This is a genomic window from Mesorhizobium sp. BR1-1-6, assembly GCF_020165355.1.
In the GTDB taxonomy this organism is placed as follows: domain Bacteria; phylum Pseudomonadota; class Alphaproteobacteria; order Rhizobiales; family Rhizobiaceae; genus Mesorhizobium.
The window spans coordinates 1-13,620 of sequence record NZ_JAIUHZ010000023.1; the positions used below are offsets into that span (position 1 = coordinate 1).

Annotated in this window: 14 protein-coding genes and 1 pseudogene; 10 read left to right on the forward strand and 5 right to left on the reverse strand. The window is 63.6% G+C overall.

Annotation, left to right across the window (positions count from 1 at the left end; all coding sequences use genetic code 11):
• The 3 genes and pseudogenes from LB545_RS27195 to LB545_RS27205 form a co-directional block, all read left to right on the forward strand.
• Positions 1 to 174, forward strand: a pseudogene (locus LB545_RS27195) (S-(hydroxymethyl)glutathione dehydrogenase); the annotation flags it as partial.
• Between the two features lie 273 nt (positions 175 to 447).
• Entirely contained in the window at positions 448 to 1,281 is an 834-nt protein-coding gene (fghA, locus tag LB545_RS27200; RefSeq protein WP_140555636.1) for an S-formylglutathione hydrolase, read from the forward strand.
• A gap of 144 nt (positions 1,282 to 1,425) precedes the next feature.
• Positions 1,426 to 2,496 (forward strand): tartrate dehydrogenase, encoded by a 1,071-nt coding sequence (locus LB545_RS27205; RefSeq protein WP_140514458.1) that lies wholly within the window; start codon positions 1,426 to 1,428, stop codon positions 2,494 to 2,496.
• Positions 2,497 to 2,537: 41 nt separating this feature from the next.
• Here the strand turns inward: LB545_RS27205 and LB545_RS27210 are convergent, their stop codons facing one another.
• Positions 2,538 to 3,473 (reverse strand): LysR family transcriptional regulator, encoded by a 936-nt coding sequence (locus LB545_RS27210; protein ID WP_140514460.1) that lies wholly within the window; start codon positions 3,471 to 3,473, stop codon positions 2,538 to 2,540.
• Between the two features lie 77 nt (positions 3,474 to 3,550).
• Here LB545_RS27210 and LB545_RS27215 point away from each other — a divergent pair, with 77 nt between their 5' ends.
• Entirely contained in the window at positions 3,551 to 4,078 is a 528-nt protein-coding gene (locus LB545_RS27215; RefSeq protein WP_224706108.1) for a hypothetical protein, read from the forward strand.
• A gap of 64 nt (positions 4,079 to 4,142) precedes the next feature.
• Here the strand turns inward: LB545_RS27215 and LB545_RS27220 are convergent, their stop codons facing one another.
• The 3 genes from LB545_RS27220 to LB545_RS27230 all read right to left on the reverse strand — a co-directional run bounded on the left by LB545_RS27220 (position 4,143) and on the right by LB545_RS27230 (position 7,313).
• On the reverse strand, positions 4,143 to 4,889 hold the full coding sequence (locus tag LB545_RS27220; protein ID WP_140497539.1) for an SDR family NAD(P)-dependent oxidoreductase: 747 nt from the start codon (positions 4,887 to 4,889) through the stop codon (positions 4,143 to 4,145).
• A 59-nt stretch (positions 4,890 to 4,948) separates the two neighbouring features.
• The gene (locus tag LB545_RS27225) at positions 4,949 to 6,460 is read right to left on the reverse strand and encodes a UxaA family hydrolase (protein ID WP_140497541.1); all 1,512 of its coding nucleotides are present in this window, start codon (positions 6,458 to 6,460) and stop codon (positions 4,949 to 4,951) included.
• A gap of 178 nt (positions 6,461 to 6,638) precedes the next feature.
• Positions 6,639 to 7,313 (reverse strand): GntR family transcriptional regulator, encoded by a 675-nt coding sequence (locus LB545_RS27230; RefSeq protein ID WP_140497544.1) that lies wholly within the window; start codon positions 7,311 to 7,313, stop codon positions 6,639 to 6,641.
• Positions 7,314 to 7,627: 314 nt separating this feature from the next.
• Between LB545_RS27230 and LB545_RS27235 the strand changes: the two genes are divergently transcribed.
• From LB545_RS27235 to LB545_RS27260, 6 genes are all read left to right on the forward strand, one after another.
• Entirely contained in the window at positions 7,628 to 9,127 is a 1,500-nt protein-coding gene (locus LB545_RS27235) for a sugar ABC transporter ATP-binding protein (protein ID WP_140555628.1), read from the forward strand.
• On the forward strand, positions 9,124 to 10,122 hold the full coding sequence (locus tag LB545_RS27240; RefSeq protein ID WP_224681912.1) for an ABC transporter permease: 999 nt from the start codon (positions 9,124 to 9,126) through the stop codon (positions 10,120 to 10,122). Before LB545_RS27235 ends, LB545_RS27240 begins: the two co-directional genes overlap by 4 nt.
• Positions 10,122 to 11,117: an ABC transporter permease gene (locus LB545_RS27245; RefSeq protein WP_140686640.1), complete on the forward strand. Its 996-nt coding sequence runs from the start codon at positions 10,122 to 10,124 to the stop codon at positions 11,115 to 11,117. Before LB545_RS27240 ends, LB545_RS27245 begins: the two co-directional genes overlap by 1 nt.
• A 14-nt stretch (positions 11,118 to 11,131) precedes the next feature.
• The gene (locus LB545_RS27250; protein WP_140514469.1) at positions 11,132 to 12,070 is read left to right on the forward strand and encodes a sugar ABC transporter substrate-binding protein; all 939 of its coding nucleotides are present in this window, start codon (positions 11,132 to 11,134) and stop codon (positions 12,068 to 12,070) included.
• A gap of 164 nt (positions 12,071 to 12,234) precedes the next feature.
• On the forward strand, positions 12,235 to 12,450 hold the full coding sequence (locus LB545_RS27255; protein ID WP_140525095.1) for a KTSC domain-containing protein: 216 nt from the start codon (positions 12,235 to 12,237) through the stop codon (positions 12,448 to 12,450).
• Between the two features lie 133 nt (positions 12,451 to 12,583).
• Positions 12,584 to 13,264, forward strand: coding sequence for an aspartyl/asparaginyl beta-hydroxylase domain-containing protein (locus LB545_RS27260; protein WP_224706109.1), 681 nt, complete (start codon positions 12,584 to 12,586; stop codon positions 13,262 to 13,264).
• A gap of 41 nt (positions 13,265 to 13,305) precedes the next feature.
• Here the strand turns inward: LB545_RS27260 and LB545_RS27265 are convergent, their stop codons facing one another.
• Positions 13,306 to 13,533 (reverse strand): hypothetical protein, encoded by a 228-nt coding sequence (locus LB545_RS27265; RefSeq protein ID WP_224680230.1) that lies wholly within the window; start codon positions 13,531 to 13,533, stop codon positions 13,306 to 13,308.
• Positions 13,534 to 13,620: the final 87 nt, after the last annotated feature.

Below are 13,620 nucleotides of genomic sequence, written 5' to 3' on the forward strand. Positions count from 1 at the left end.
GCCTTCGGCGGCGCGCGCGGCCGCACCGACGTGCCCAGGATCGTCGACTGGTACATGGACGGCAAGATCGAGATCGACCCGATGATCACCCACACGCTCAAGCTCGAGGACATCAACAAGGGGTTCGACCTCATGCATGAGGGCAAGTCGATCAGGAGTGTCGTGGTTTATTGAGGGCGGCCACACGCCGCGGGCCCGAGGACATCCCCGCTTGGACCGACAGGAGCCCTGTCGGCTTGAGAAGGCGGGCCACAGAAATGCCCGGACTTTTCGCTACCTCCAGCCTCCCGGCCAGGTCGGCGTGTTCCCAAAGTCCGGCGTCGACCGGCGGCGTGACCAAGGTGCACCTCGGTTACGCCGCCGGTGCTGTTTGCAGGGCTGAAGGTTGCGGGTGCGGCGGCCGGCAGCTATGTCGGACGGAAAGGTCATGACGAAAAGGCAGAGTTGATGAAAGTCGTTTCCACGTCCAAGTCGCATGGCGGCGTCCAGGGTGTTTATTCGCACGCTTCAGAGGTCTGCGCCTGCGACATGACCTTTGCCGTCTTCGTGCCGCCGCAGGCTAAGGATGGGCCGGTGCCGGTGCTGTGGTATCTTTCGGGTCTCACCTGCACTCATGCCAATGTCATGGACAAGGGCGAGTACCGGCGCCTGGCGGCCGAGCTTGGTCTCATCGTGGTCTGCCCCGACACCAGCCCGCGCGGTGCCGATGTGCCGGACGAGAAGGATAATTGGCAGTTCGGCTGCGGCGCCGGTTTCTATGTCGATGCGACGCAGCAGCCTTACGCCAGGAACTACCGTATGTATTCCTACGTCCTCGACGAGCTGCCGGGATTGATCGGCGCGAACTTTCCTGCCGACATGGCGCGCCAGGGCATATCGGGGCATTCGATGGGCGGACACGGCGCGTTGACGATCGCGCTGAAGAACCCCGACCGCTTCAGGAGTTGCTCGGCCTTCGCGCCGATCGTTCAGCCGACGACTGCTGGCTGGTCGCGGCCTGCGCTCGAGAAATATCTCGGCGCCGACGACAGGGACTGGCGCGCCTATGACGCCACGCTGCTCATCGAGGACGGCCGCCGTTTTGGCGAGTTCCTGGTTGACCAGGGCACGGCCGATGGGTTCCTTGACGAAGGCCTCCGTCCGTGGCTGCTCGATGAAGCCTGCAAGAAGGCCGGCATCGACCTCACCTTGCGCATGCAGGAAGGCTACGATCATTCCTACAACTTCATCTCGACCTTCATGGACGATCACCTGAAGTGGCATGCCGCTCGGCTAGGCTGAAGAACCGCCGGGCATCATCAGCGGTTATCGCCGGCAAGGGCATCGTCAATCCCTATGCGATGATCGAATCCACCCGCATGCTGCTGCAATGACTTGGCCACAACCGCGGCGCCATCGTCGCTGCCATCGAGAAGGAAACTGAAAATGTCCTCGCATAGGATCGCCGTCATCGGCGGTGACGGTATCGGGCCGGAGGTCGTCGAAGCCGGCGTGAAGGTGCTGGAAGCCCTGACCGCTGTCGAGCCGGGTCTGGCCTTCGACTTCAAGCGCTTCGACTGGGGTTCCGATTATTACCGCCGCAACGGCCGCATGATGCCGCAGGACGGCCTCGGGCAATTGGAGGGTTTCGATGCGATCTATTTCGGCTCGGTCGGCGATCCGAACCTTCCCGACGACGTCACCCTCTGGGGGCTGCGCCTGGCCATCTGCCAGGGGTTCGACCAATACGCCAACGTGCGGCCGACGCGCCTCTTGCCAGGGCTGACCGGCCCGTTGCGGCCCGATCTCGGCAAGCAGATTGACTGGGTGATCGTGCGCGAAAACAGCGAAGGCGAATATGCCGGCGTCGGTGGTCGCGCCCATCGCGGACTGCCTATCGAGGTCGGCATGGATGTCGCCGTCTTTACCCGCGCCGGGATAGAACGCATCGCACGTTTCGCCTGCGAGCTTGCGCTGTCGCGCCCCCGCAAGCTTCTGACAGTTGTCACCAAGTCGAATGCGCAGCGTCACGGCATGGTTCTGTGGGACGAAGTCGTGCGCGGCGTGCTTCGCGACTATCCCGGTCTCAGCGTCGACTGGATGCTGGTGGACGCCATGACCCAGCGCATGGTCAATAAGCCCGGCAGCATCGACACGGTTTTGGCGACCAACCTGCATGCCGACATCCTCTCCGACCTGGCCGCCGCGCTGGGTGGATCACTCGGCATCGGCTCGACGTCGAACATCGATCCCTCGCGCAGCCGGCCGTCCATGTTCGAACCCATCCACGGTTCGGCCTTCGACATTGCCGGCAAGGGCGTCGCCAATCCGCTCGGATCGTTCTGGACGGCGAGCCTGATGCTTGAGCATCTCGGCGAGCAGGCCGCCGCGCGGCGCCTCATGGTTGCGATCGAGCTTGTCACGGACCGGGCGGAATATCTCAGCCCCGATCTCGGTGGCACCGCGAGCACCGCCGAGGTTACCGCCGCGGTGATCGCGGCCCTTCTCGCCAATTAGCGCGGCACGAGCAGGCAAGCACGTCACCGAGGGCGGTGGCCTCAGGGAGTTCGCGCGCCTTCGGCGTCCGTCCCCCGATATTTCACATGCTCTATGAACGCGCGCAGCTTGGGCAAGACCTGGCGTCTGTCGGGATAATACAGAAAAACGCCCGGCGTCGTGACGGCGAAGGGCGTGAGCAACGCTTGCAACCGGCCATCGGCAATCGGGGCTTCGGTGAGAGGGCCTGGCACCTGTGCAAGTCCGACACCTTGGATCGCCGCGCCAAGCAGTGTCGGGTAATCATGCGCGACCAGCGGCCCGGAGACGATTGCCTCGACGGTCTTGTTGCCGTCGATGAAGGGCCAAGGCGCGATCGATCCGTTGGAGCGGCGCATGCGCAGGCAGGCATGGCCGCGCAGATCGTCGAGGCGCTCCGGCCGTTTCTGCCGGCGCAGATAGCCAGGGCTGCCGACGACCACGAGCGGGAACGGCGGCGTCAGCCGAACCGCGACCATGTCGGCGGCGATGAACTGGCCGAGCCGGATGCCGGCGTCGAACCCCTCGGCCGCCAGGTCGACCAGCTCACCGCTTGCGGCGATCTCCACCTCTACTTCGTGATAGGCCTGGCAAAAGGATGCCACCAGCGGCTCCAGCAGGATCGGCACCACGGCGCGCGGCACAGAGAGGCGCAACAGCCCGGTCGGCCGCTGCCCAAGTTCACGTGCGACTTCGCTTGCGGCGACCAGTTCCTCGAAAGCGGGCTTTGCGCGCGAAAGGAACCGTTCGCCGGCTTCGGTCAGGCCGACGCTGCGCGTCGTGCGCATGAAGAGCGCCGCACCGACGCGCACCTCGAGCGCGCGCACCGCCTGGCTGATCGCCGATGGCGTGACGCCGAGCTCCGCGGCCGCTTTTCGGAAGCTGCGGTGTTGCGCGACGCCGAGGAACGCCTCCACGCCGTCGAGCGCACCTTTCCGGATTGTGAAGTTCTGCTTCATGCCCCGTCAACATTATCGCGAATAGTCGACCGCTGGAAGCGGGCGTAAATTGCGCCTTACATCTCTTGGGAGGCCATATGTCGCCTGCAACCATTTTCCTGTTACATCTCGCTCTAGGCTACGTGCCTTGGCTGCTCTGCGTCGGCGTGTATGTCTTGCCCCGGCTCAGATCCGTCAACCTGGTCGAGGCGCAACGTGCCATCGCCACGCTGCACAGCTTCCGCTTCTTCGGGCTTGTCTTCATCGTTCCAGGCGTCGTCGGGCGCGATTTGCCGGCTGATTTCGCCACCTTCGCCGCCTATGGCGACTTCGCAACCGGAGTGTTGGCCATGCTGGCGCTTTTGACGACGAGGATACGTCCGCTGTTCTGGTTGTTCGTCGTCGCGTTCAATCTCGTGGGGACGATCGATATCGCCGTCGACTACTATCACGGCAGCCAAGCCGGTCTTCCTGAGCTGGCGGGGCAGTTGGGCGCTGCATACGCGATCCCCGTAATCTATGTCCCACTGCTGATGATCACGCACGTCGTCGCGTTCTACCTGATGGTGCGCCCCCAGATCCAGGCAGCTCGAGTCTTCGCAGGCGACGCGGCCGCATCTCCGTGAGGCAGCAAGTGCCGGTGTACCGGCGCGCCGCGGCGCAGACGCTTCGCGGCGCGCCGGTATTCGACTAATAGGTCGTGCGCCCGCCCGACAGGTCGAAGGTCGAGGCGGTGGTGAAGCTGTTTTCCTTTGAGACGAGCCAGGCGACCATGGCGGCGGCCTCGTCGACCTCCAGCAGACGGCCGCGTGGAATGCGCGAGCGCATGTATTCGATGTGCTCGGGCGTGAGCTGTTCGAGGATTCGGGTCTGCGCGGTGGCCGGCGAGATGCAGTTGACCGCAATGTCATACTGCGCGAGTTCCTTGCCGAGCGACTTGGTCATGCCGATGACCGCCGCCTTCGAAGCGGAATAGGCGGCGGCGTTGGGATTGCCTTCTTTGCCAGCGACGGAAGCGATGTTGACGATCCGCCCGTAATTGCGCGCCTTCATCCCGGGCACTACGGCGCGGTTGACGTAGAAGGTGCCGTTGACGTTGATGTCGATGATCTTCTTCCACGTCTCTATGTCGTAGCTGTCGAGCGGGGCGGCGGGACCGGCAATGCCGGCAGAATTGACCAGGATGGAGATTTTGCCGGCGCTCTCCTCGGTTTTTGCCCGCGCGGCGTCCACCGTCTCCCAATCCGCAATGTCGACGACCAGGGTCGTGGCGGCCTTGCCAAGGTCGCGCTTGGCCGCTTCGAGGCGCGCCTCGTCGACGTCCCATAAGGTGACCGTCGCGCCGGAGGCGACGAAACGTTTGGCCATCGCGAAGCCGAGGCCTTGCGCGCCTCCGGTGACCACGGCGTGTTGGCCGTCAAGATCGATCCTGTTCATGCCGAGCGTTCTTTCTGGTTGAGTGAATTGAGGTTGCCCGTTGCGGGCGGGCGATGTCGCTACATGGTAGCGCCGAGGTTCCAGGGCACGAACTCATTGTCGCCGTAGCCCAGCGATTCCGATTTGGTACGCGCGCCCGATGCCACGCGCAGGATCTCTGCGAAGATCTCCTGGCCTTTGTCGTCCAGCGTGACGCCGTCGAGGATGTCCCCGCAATTGATGTCCATGTCCTCGCGCATCTGCTCGAAAATGAAGGAATTGGAGGCAAGCTTGATCGAGGGCGTCGGCTTGCAGCCGAAGGCCGAACCGCGCCCGGTGGTGAAGCACAATATGTTCGCGCCGCCGGCGACCTGGCCGGTTGCCGAAACCGGATCGTAGCCGGGCGTGTCCATGAAGACGAGGCCGCGTTCGTTGATCGGTTCGGCATATTCCAGCACCGCGCGCAGATTGGTCGTCCCGCCCTTGGCGGACGCGCCGAGCGACTTCTCCAGGATCGTCGTCAACCCGCCGAGCTTGTTGCCGGGAGACGGGTTGTTGTTCATCTCCATGTCGTGCTTGGCTGTGTAGTCCTCCCACCAGCGGATACGCTCGATCAGCTTCTCGCCGACCGCGCGGTTTTCCGCACGCATGGTGAGCAGATGTTCGGCGCCGTAGATCTCCGGCGTCTCGGACAGCACCGCCGTGCCGCCTTGCGCGACAAGCAGGTCCACGGCGGCGCCAAGCGCCGGATTGGCGCTGATGCCGGAATAGCCGTCCGACCCGCCGCATTGCAGCGCGAGCACCAGTTCGGAGGCCGGTTGTGGCGTCCTTTGCGCGGCGTTGACCATGGGCAGCATATCGACGATCGCCTTGACCCCTGCCTCGACCGTCTTGCGTGTGCCGCCAGTCTCCTGGATCGTCATCGTGCGGAAGGTCGTGCTCTCCTCGATATTGTAGGACTGCATCCAGCGCGGAATCTGGAACGCCTCGCAGCCGAGCCCAACCATCAGCACGCCGCCGACATTGGGGTTCGTGGCAAAACCCCACTGCGTGCGCTTCAAGAGGTCGTAAGCGGGGCCTTTGGTGTCAATGCCGCAGCCAGTGCCATGGACGAGCGAGATCACGCCGTCGACATTGGGATAGTCGCGCAGGATGCCGCAGCGGTTGACCTCTTCTACGATGAAGCGGGCGACGCTGGCCGAACAATTTACCGAGGTCAGGACAGCGATGAAGTTGCGCGTCCCGACCTTGCCGCTCGGCCTGCGGTAACCCATGAAGCTCGCGCGCTCGGCTTCAGGGACGACAGGCGTTTGCCTGGCGTTGGTGCCGAACAGATAGTCGCGTTCGAAATTGCGCAGATATACATTGTGCTCGTGAACCCAATCGCCGGCGGCGATCGGTCCGCGGGCGAATCCGATGGTCTGCCCATATTTCACGACCGGCTCGTCCGAAGCGATGTCGCGGATCGCCATCTTGTGGCCGCGCGGTATGCGCGCCTTCGCGGGCATGTCGCCTGCCTTGTCGCCGATCATCAACGGATCGATCGCCAGAAGGATGTTGTCGGCATGCGAAAGCTGGATGAACCGCGCCATTACAAACTCTGAAAAAGCCCCCGTCGGCACAATGCCGCCGAATGGATCGGAATACTAATATAATAGATTGTCAACGGTCAAGCTGCGAACACGGCTCACCAGGCATCGGCAAGCCGGTCGGATGCCAGGTTCGGGACCTCAAACCTGCGCCGCCCGTCTCAGCGCTCAGTCGAGGTCGTCAGTCGAGAAGCTCGGCGGCGACTTCGAGCGTGTTGCGAAATGACGTCTCGAGGTGATGCTCCATTGCCTGTGCGGCGCCCTCGGCGTCGTGACGCTTCAGCGCGTCCAGAATGGCCTCGTGCTGCTCGATCGTCTGCTCGCCATAGCCGGGCTTCGGAATGGCGAGATAGCGGCCGCGATCCATCTGCGCCTTTGAGATGTCGACGGCGCGCCAAATCATCGGCAAGCCGCATATTTCAGCAATGGTGCGGTGAAAGACGTCGTCGAGCTGAATCGCTGTGGCGTACCTGCCGCGCGCAATGGCGAGCTTATGCGCGGCCATGTTGTCTTCCAGCAATTCACAGGCAGCCGGCGTCAGCTTGGCGGCGGCGCGCCTGGCGCTCTCCATCTCCAATGCACGCCGGATGACATAGGCTTCCTCGAGGTCGGCCCGGCTGATGGGAGCAACGTAGGTGCCGGTCTGCGCCAGGATCTTGACGAGCCCTTCGTCGCTGATGCGTTTGACCGCTTCGCGCACGGGCGTGCGCGAGACGCCCAGCGCTTCGGCAATTGCGATCTCATTGATGACCTCACCCGGTTTCAGCCGTCCGACGACGATCATGTTGCGGATCTTGTTGTAGATCTGGTCGCGCAGCGGGAGGGCTCGATTGAGGGTCGAAGGATCTAGATCCATGGAAAATCCCATCGTTCGTCCACCTGAAATGGCAAAATTATTCGAATGTCAAACGGAATGCACCTGCTTGCGACGCGGGGTTCGTTGCGATCCGACGCCAGTGACGGGAGCGGTCAGATCCAGCTTGCCAGAACTATTATATTAGTGCAATAGTGCCGCCCGTTGCGTGATTTTCAGCCTATGGTGAAGTGCCTGGTGCGGATGCGCTGAAAGGGGCCTTCGGGCCGGCTCGAGGTGGGCCGAACCGTGCCTGGAAATGCATTATACTAACATAACGCTGCCAGCCGCGTGCTACCAGGGAGGACCAAGCCTAGATGAGTGCCGCCGCCGATTGTGCCCTGGACATGAGAGGCATCTCCAAGACTTTTCCCGGCGTGAAGGCCCTGTCGAACGTCAATTTCGCCGTCCGGTTCGGCACCGTCCATGCGGTCGTTGGCGAGAATGGCGCCGGCAAGTCGACGCTGATGAAGGTGCTCAACGGATCCTACGCTCCGACCGCCGGCACGATCCTCGTCGGCGGCGCCGAAGTGCGCATGCGGCGTCCCGCCGACGCCCAGGCGCTCGGCATCCGCATGGTGCACCAGGAGATCAATCTTGTTCCCGACCTGACCGTCGCGGAGAACGTCTATCTCGGCCGCATGCCCGGCAAATGGAGCTGGCTGCACAAGGGCGAAATGGTCAGGAAGGCCGCCGCCGTCCTCGACGAGCTGGGCGCGGCCATCAACCCGCGCGCGCGGCTCGGCGACCTGTCGATCAGCCAGCAGCAACTGGTCGAGATCGCCAAGGCCTATGCGGCGCAGCCCAGGATCATCGTGCTGGACGAGCCGACATCGAGCCTGAGCGAGCACGAAACCGCGGCGCTGTTCCGGATCCTTCGCAAGATGCGCGATGACGGCATCGCCATCGTCTACATCAGCCATAGGCTGAGGGAGGTTCTCGAGATCGCCGACGAGGTGACCGTGCTGCGCGACGGCTCAATGATCGAGACCCGTCCGATCGACGGCATAACCGCGGCCGAGATGATCAGGCTGATGGTTGGCCGCGAGGTCGCCAACGTGTTCCCGAAAAGCCCGGCCGCGATCGGCAAGTCCGTGCTGCGTGTCGAACGCATCGGCGACGGGGCGCATTTCAGTGATGTCAGCTTCGATGTGCGCGCTGGGGAGATACTGGGCTTGACCGGACTGGTCGGGGCGGGTCGCACCGAGGTAGCACGCGCCATCTTCGGCCTGTCGCGGCTGGTGGAGGGAACGGTCAGCGTCTACGGGCGCAAGGTCGCCATCAACTCTCCTTCCGAGGCGGTGCGAGCCGGGATCGCCTACGTCCCCGAGGACCGCAAGGGCGACGGCATCATTCCGGGCATGTCGGTCCGCGAGAACATCAGCCTGTCGATATTGCGGCGTCTGACCAGCTTCGGCCGTATCAGGCGCAGCGCCGACCGTTCGCTGGCGACGACCTATGTGAAGCAGTTTTCCATTTCGCCGCCCGACGGGGAGCGGCGCATCAACCTGTTGTCGGGAGGCAACCAGCAGAAGGCGGTCATCGCCAAATGGCTCGCGGCCAAGCCCTCCGTGCTCATTCTCGACGAGCCGACGCGCGGCGTCGACGTCGGCGCCAAGGCCGAGATCCACAGCATCATCGGCCGGCTTGTCGCCGACGGCATGGCGGTGGTGATGATCTCGTCGGAACTGCCCGAAATCCTCGGCGTCTGCGATCGCGTCGTTGTGATGCGCGACGGCCGCGCATCGGAGGCGCTCGCCCGCGCCGAACTGAGCGAGGAGCGCATCATGGCGCTGGCGACGGGGGAGGCTGCATGACTGATGCGGCCATGGAGACCAGCGGGGCGAACCGCAATGACCGCTTCACGCGCGGCAGCAGGCTTGCCGATGTCCTGTCCAAGGCGGGGCTTGGCTTCGCTATCCTTGCAGTGGTGCTCTACGGCTCATTCGTCAGCCCCGCCTTCTTCACCACAGGCAATCTGCTCAACGTCCTGACCTCGATGTCCATTGTCGGCATCGTCGTCGTCGGCATGACTTTCGTGCTTGTGGCAGGCGGCTTGGCGGACCTGTCGGTGCCGGCCACCATCGCCTGCGGGGCCATCCTCTCGCTCGGGCTGCAGCCAATGATCGGGCCGGTTCCTGCCTTCGTCCTGGCGGTGGCGCTTGCGGGCCTTATCGGCCTGCTCAACGGCGTGCTGGTCGGCTATGTCGGTATCAATCCCATCATCGCCACGCTCGGCATCGGCACCATCGGGCTGGGCATCGTGCAGGCGGCCGTCGGCGGCGTCATCGTCTATGGCAACAATCCCGCTTCGGCCGAATTCGCCAAGGGCCGGCTCTTCGGCGTCCCGGTCGTGGTGCTGATTTTCCTGCTGATCGCCCTCATAGGCCATATCGTCCTCTCGCGCTCCTTCTGGGGCAGGTGGACGCTCGCCACGGGCGGCAATTACAGCGCCGCCGAGGCGAGCGCGGTGCCGGTGGAGGCGGTGAAGGCCGGTGCGTTCGTGATCACGGCGTTGGCTTCGGGCGTCAGCGGCGGCCTGCTGGGCCTGACCTTGCAAAGCGCGCGGCCGCTGATCGGCGCCGGCTACGAGTTCAGCGCCATCACCGCGGTCGTGGTCGGCGGCGTGTCGATCATCGGCGGTTTCGGCTCGGTGCCGAGGGCGATCGCGGGCCTGATCTTCGTGCAGCTTCTGACCAACGTCATGGTGCTCGACGGCGTGCGCACGCCGATCCAGGGTTTTGTCCTCGGCATCCTGATCGTCGGCGCCGTCGGCATGGACGCGGCATTGCGCAAGAGGGGGGTGGCGTGATGAGGTTCCTGGCGCTTGCCTCGCGGCACAGGGTGATGATCATCCTCGGCCTGACGCTGATCATTTCCGCCCTGGCGGTTCCGGGTTATTTCTCCGCATCGACCCTCGGACTCGGCCTCGACCGGGCGGCGACGATCGGCCTGATCGCCATTGGACTTACGGTGCTTCTGGTCGCCGGCCAGATCGACCTCTCCGGCGGCGCGGTGTTCGCGCTGGCGGGAATCATGTCGGTCATCCTGCAGCGCGAGATCGGCATCCTGCCTGCCGCACTTGTCGGTATCCTGGTCGGCATGCTGGCAGGCGCCATCAACGGCGCGCTGGTCGTCGGGCTGAAGGTGAACTCGCTGGTGCTGACGCTGGCGACGATGCTGATCTTCCGCTCGCTCGCGCATTGGATCACCAACAGCCAGCCGGTGACCGGCACCGACATCATGCTTTCACTGGCGTTCGCCAAGATCCATCTCGAAGTCTTCACCATCCGCAGTGCGCTGTTCATCGTTCTGATCGTGCTGCTGCATGTCTGGCTGACGCGTACAATACCGGGCCGAAATGTCTTTGCGGTGGGGTCCAATCCGGCGGCAGCCAAGGAGAGCGGCATCGCTTCCGATCGCATCGTTTTTCTGGGCTTCGTCTTCGCCGGGACGCTCGCCGGTCTCGCAGGCGTTCTCCAGAGCCTCGTCACCAACACCGGTTCGCCCGTCTTCGGCTCGGAACTGACGGTCGCCGTCATTGCCGCGGTCGTGGTCGGCGGAACCCGCCTCGAAGGCGGCAAGGGATCCGCGCTCGGCACGCTTGGCGGCGTGCTGACGATCGGCTCGCTGACCATCGCGATGGAGTTCCAATCCGTTCCCGCATACGTCCAGCAGGTCGTGTCGGGGCTTATCCTGATCCTGCTCGTCGTGCTCGATCGGGCCGTGACTACCAAGGGGAGGGCGCCGGGCACAGGCCCCGCGCTCATTCGCGACAATCCAATCACTCAAGGAGGAAATACATGATCGGGAGGAAACCTATGGTTGGCAAGAAAAGCATGCTCCACATTACCGCCATGGCGGTAATACTGGCCTCGACGGGCTGGGCCAGTGCAAAGACGGTCTGCTACGTCACGGCCGCGGATTCGCATGCCTATGCGACGCCGGCCAACAAGGCGCTCCAGGCGCGCGCCGGCGAGCTCGGCATCGAGATCCTGAGCCTCAGCCAGGATTTCGACGTCCAGAAGGGCACCGAGCAGCTCAACACCTGCGTCGCGCGCAAGGTTGACGGCATCATCCTGTGGCCGCTCGACCCGCAGGCCTACATACCGGGCCTGGCCCGCGCACAACAGGCGAACATTCCCGCGATCCTTATCAACTCGCCGATGAGCGACGATGCCAAGCCGTTCATCAAGTCGTTCACCGGGCCCGACGTTTACGAGGAAGGCAAGCTTGCGGCCGACTCGCTCAGCAAGGCGCTTGGCGGCAAGGGTTCCGTCGTCATCATCGCCGGCCAGGCCGGCAACGGCACGACGATCGGCCGCGTCGGCGGCTTCACCGATCGTCTCAAGGAAACCAGCGCCGACATCAAGGTGCTCGATACGGTCAATGCCGATTTCGACCAGCAGAAGGCGCTGGTGGTCAGCCGCGACCTGATCACCCGTTTCGGCGACCAGATCAGCGGCGTCTACGCCAATGACGACACCATGGCGCGCGGCTTCATCGACGCCTGGAAGGAGGCCAATCCGTCCAAGGCGGCACCGCCGATCGTCGGCATCAACGGCCAGAAGGATGCGTTCGAATCGATCCGCACCAACGAAATGTACTCCACCATCGTGCAGTCGCCGGTTGAGGACGGCCGCCTGGCGATCAACACCATGGCGGAGATCATGGACGGCAAGGAGGTCAAGGACCGTTTGCCGATCCCGCTGACGGTCGTCACCAAGGACAATGTCAACGCGGTCGAGCCGGCGTTCTGATCCCTTGGGGCCGGCTCGGCAGAACCGGGCCGGCTCCTTCGTCTTCTGGCGCGGACGGACGATCCGGCTGCGCTGCTCACTATAGGAAGGCCTGCCAGCCAAGGCTGCGCGGCACAGTTGGAACTTCCGTTTGCGCCCCGGATTATCCATCCGGGAGAACGCCAATGCCTTCTACGGCCATCCGCAGCACACAGTACCATCCCGCCACCAGGGTGCTTTCGGTCTGGTTCGTACCGAGCGGAAACCGCTATGACTACGAAGACGTGGAGCCCGAGACCTACGCTGCCTTCAAAGCCGCCTCTTCCAAGGGACGCTTCTTCAATGAGTTCATACGGGATCGCTACAGGTTTCGTCTGGTCGAACGCGCCCCTGAACGCTGATGCACGCCAGCAACAAAGCGCGGTATCGCGGGACTGTTCGTCGGTCACGAATTCGTGCTGACAGGCATACGCCTAGCAAGATCAGCAACTTAATTGCCGGATATTCGTTTCATGATGTCCTCGAGGCCATGAAATGTCTCAAGTTTACGATCTTGCATCCGGTCTGGTGCGGCGGATCTACGAAAAGCGCATCGACGCGCCGGCGATCCTCGATACCGCCAGCGAATTTCCAAACGCCACCAAGTTCACGGCCGCCTGGCAGGCCATCCGCGACGAAGCGCTTGCCGTGGGCAAGGCGCCCCGCTTCCACGACATCATGCCTGAACAGGCCGACATCTCGGCCAATGACGGTCGCGACTGGCGTATGTTCGTGCTCAAGGCCTACGATGTCGCGGTTCCGCAAAACCTCGCGCGAATGCCGGTCCTCGACCGGCTGCTTGCAGAATGCCCTGAGGTGAAGTCGGCGGCGATCTCTTTCCTGGCTCCGGGCAAGCACATTCCCAGCCACCGCGGCCCTTTCAGGGGCATAATGAGGTTCCATCTCGGCTTGGTGATCCCTCGACAGGCAGATGGTCGTCCGGCGACGGTCATGATGATCAATCATCAGGAGAGGCGGATCGCCGACGGCGAGTGTCTGTTGTGGGACGACACGTTCCCTCATGAAGTGACAAACAACGCCGACAAGCCTCGCGTGGCCCTGCTTTTGGATATCTGGCGTCCACGATTGCCGCCCGACATGGAAATCCTGTCACGGCTGATCGTCCACGGCGTGCAGGCAGGCATGCGCCGCAGAGGCGTGTCCTTTTCTGCGTGAGGAGGCCCGCGGGCCATGGGCTCGCCGAGCGCCTTGGCGCGTCAGTCGCGTGGGCCCGCCACCATCCGTGCGATCCGTGTCATGTCCGTGCTCATTTCACGGTCATCGTCAAGCGGGCTGACAAGGGAGCGCACGGCGGCGAAGGTGCGCTGCGGTCCGTCGCCCATGCCGTCGACGACACCGCGCAATTCCACCCCCGTAGCCGCAAAGATCAGTTCCATCGCAACGAGATAACGCAGCCGCTCGACGATTTCGGCTGTCTTGGCCATTCCCGTTCCGAAGGTTCGCCGCGGCAACTTCGCAGGCGCATCGCCGCCGGCTTGCAACTCTTCTCGTACACATGGATACCTATATCC

Coding starts and splice junctions, on each gene's coding strand:
- LB545_RS27215 (WP_224706108.1), top strand. CDS start 3,551: ATGTCGCCTGCAACCATTTTCCTGTTACATCTCGCTCTAGGCTACGTG.
- LB545_RS27260 (WP_224706109.1), top strand. CDS start 12,584: ATGTCTCAAGTTTACGATCTTGCATCCGGTCTGGTGCGGCGGATCTAC.
- LB545_RS27220 (WP_140497539.1), bottom strand. CDS start 4,889: ATGAACAGGATCGATCTTGACGGCCAACACGCCGTGGTCACCGGAGGC.
- LB545_RS27235 (WP_140555628.1), top strand. CDS start 7,628: ATGAGTGCCGCCGCCGATTGTGCCCTGGACATGAGAGGCATCTCCAAG.
- LB545_RS27245 (WP_140686640.1), top strand. CDS start 10,122: ATGAGGTTCCTGGCGCTTGCCTCGCGGCACAGGGTGATGATCATCCTC.
- LB545_RS27265 (WP_224680230.1), bottom strand. CDS start 13,533: ATGGCCAAGACAGCCGAAATCGTCGAGCGGCTGCGTTATCTCGTTGCG.
- LB545_RS27225 (WP_140497541.1), bottom strand. CDS start 6,460: ATGGCGCGGTTCATCCAGCTTTCGCATGCCGACAACATCCTTCTGGCG.
- LB545_RS27205 (WP_140514458.1), top strand. CDS start 1,426: ATGTCCTCGCATAGGATCGCCGTCATCGGCGGTGACGGTATCGGGCCG.
- LB545_RS27255 (WP_140525095.1), top strand. CDS start 12,235: ATGCCTTCTACGGCCATCCGCAGCACACAGTACCATCCCGCCACCAGG.
- LB545_RS27250 (WP_140514469.1), top strand. CDS start 11,132: ATGGTTGGCAAGAAAAGCATGCTCCACATTACCGCCATGGCGGTAATA.
- LB545_RS27210 (WP_140514460.1), bottom strand. CDS start 3,473: ATGAAGCAGAACTTCACAATCCGGAAAGGTGCGCTCGACGGCGTGGAG.
- LB545_RS27240 (WP_224681912.1), top strand. CDS start 9,124: ATGACTGATGCGGCCATGGAGACCAGCGGGGCGAACCGCAATGACCGC.
- fghA (WP_140555636.1), top strand. CDS start 448: ATGAAAGTCGTTTCCACGTCCAAGTCGCATGGCGGCGTCCAGGGTGTT.
- LB545_RS27230 (WP_140497544.1), bottom strand. CDS start 7,313: ATGGATCTAGATCCTTCGACCCTCAATCGAGCCCTCCCGCTGCGCGAC.